The sequence below is a fragment of the Candidatus Symbiopectobacterium sp. genome, assembly GCF_020054415.1.
In the GTDB taxonomy this organism is placed as follows: domain Bacteria; phylum Pseudomonadota; class Gammaproteobacteria; order Enterobacterales; family Enterobacteriaceae; genus Symbiopectobacterium.
Genome location: NZ_JAHWCO010000355.1, coordinates 1 through 1,884, shown reverse-complemented (window position 1 = coordinate 1,884; position 1,884 = coordinate 1). Strand labels below are relative to the sequence as shown.

Sequence of the window (1,884 nt, the reverse complement as noted above, 5' to 3'; positions counted from 1 at the left end):
TCCAGCCATACAGCGCTGACTTGGATACGTGGAGGGTTTGCGCTATCTGTTGCTGTGTCATCCCCGCGCGTTCGATATCGATGATGACTTTAAACCAGTCGATTTGCATCGTGCGAACTCCTCAGGACAAAACGCGCGCACTCGCGAGAGTACAGGGGGGCAAAACGCACTGGTTCCCATGCCCGCAATTCACAAACTGCATTTTCGCCCCCCCTTCGTGTTTGTTGCCGTTAAGTTTGCGGTACGTACCAACATGCAAAAAATTACTAATTCGCCCTGTACCAGCCTGTACCCACCGTACCCACCTGTTTTATATAAACTGGTAAAACGGACTTATATGATCACACACACATAAGAAGTAATAGGTTGGTACGGTTGGTACGGTTGGTACAGGCCTCTAAAATCAATGAATTAAGATGTACCAACCTCTATTTTGAGGTTGGTACGGGTTGGTACAATGCCTCAAATACCCGCGTCTTTTTCCCGTCGATACGACGCTGAACGCGCTTATAACCGCAATTTTGCAAAACATTACTAATTCGCATTTCTTCGCGCTTTCCGATATGGCTGGGATTTAACCCAATCGCATCCCGTAGAACATCGCTAGCGCGTAAAAATTCGCAATTTCGCGGAATGTTATTAGTCATCAGGTCGGGCGTGTCGAGCCATTTCTCTACCGTCTCCAGCCAGGCATCCTTAATAGTGTACTGCTCATGGACACTCGCGCCGAGGCGTTCAGCTTCGCGGAACTGGATGCCACCAAGGTGCTTAAACGTCTCTCGTGCCTCCGCCCACAGTAGTTCTCTGTTTCGCGCTATGGCATCGGTATCAACCATTTCGACGACGTCCACAGGCAACCAGCGACGGTTCCCGGTCTTGTCAGCAAGGAACTCGTCCTCATTAGATGACCCAAGGTGGATCCCTCGGCGCGCAAAGGTAGTTGTAAATTCGCGAAATTTTGGAACCCATTTATCGTGGGTACGTGTCACCCAGGCTTTGATTGACTCGAGATCTTTGGTGTTGAGTCCGCGCAATTCGCTTATTTCTGCTACTAGGCATCCGCGCATCTTGCGTGCAAGATCGTCGTCCTTATCAGCAAAAGATATGTCAGCAAAAAATTCAGGATCTGGTGAGAGAGCTGCAATCCCAGCTGATTTACGCAGCCCCTGAGCACCAACCAGGATAGGCACCATATCGGCTTTGATGCCCGGCTCCAGCACCCTGCCCGCCAGCGCCGTCCACATGTACATGGACACCGCGCGTGTGTATGGCGTGTCGGCGGTACCGAAGTGCGTATGGTAGAAATATTCAATACGTGGCACACCGTCCCACTCCAGCCCGTTGAGCCATGTGGTAGCAGAATCGAAAGGCTGTCTTTTAGCAACCATAAAAACAGCATCGCGCATTAGATCTTTATTGACCTCTTTGAAGCTACGCCGGGAAAGGATAACGCGGAGTTCGCTATAATCTTCATCGCCGAATGCACGCCAGCCGTTGGTTCCTTTTGGGGCCAACATAATTGCATCGCGGAAAATATCGTAACGAATTTCTACCCCCGTAAAAGTAGGACGCAAAAGCGCTAACGCTACGTTGTCGATAATGGCTTCTATGGCTCCTTTATTGTCTCTTCTGAAAGGAGGCAACGGCGCAGGTTCTGCAACTTCGGTACTGGTCAGGTCTTCAAAGTCATCCAGGCTGGCGGCAGAGGATAAGCGCATACGCTCTGCACCGGGATTTATCCAGCCTTCTTTCTGTGCACGGGTAAAGATGGCCTGATAGCCCGTGCGATCCGCAACAAGCTTCCCCTCATCCCAGCGGCGTTCAGCCTCCGTAATATCAGCGGCACTGCCGCCACCCGCAACAGACCATTCCAGCCACAGCTCT

1 protein-coding gene is annotated in these 1,884 nt (G+C 51.2%); it reads right to left on the bottom strand.

Annotation, left to right across the window (positions count from 1 at the left end):
- Window positions 1-428 precede the first annotated feature (428 nt).
- Window positions 429-1,884: virulence-associated E family protein (locus QZ506_RS10485; protein WP_291970952.1), on the bottom strand; the 1,456-nt coding region annotated here is incomplete at its 5' end.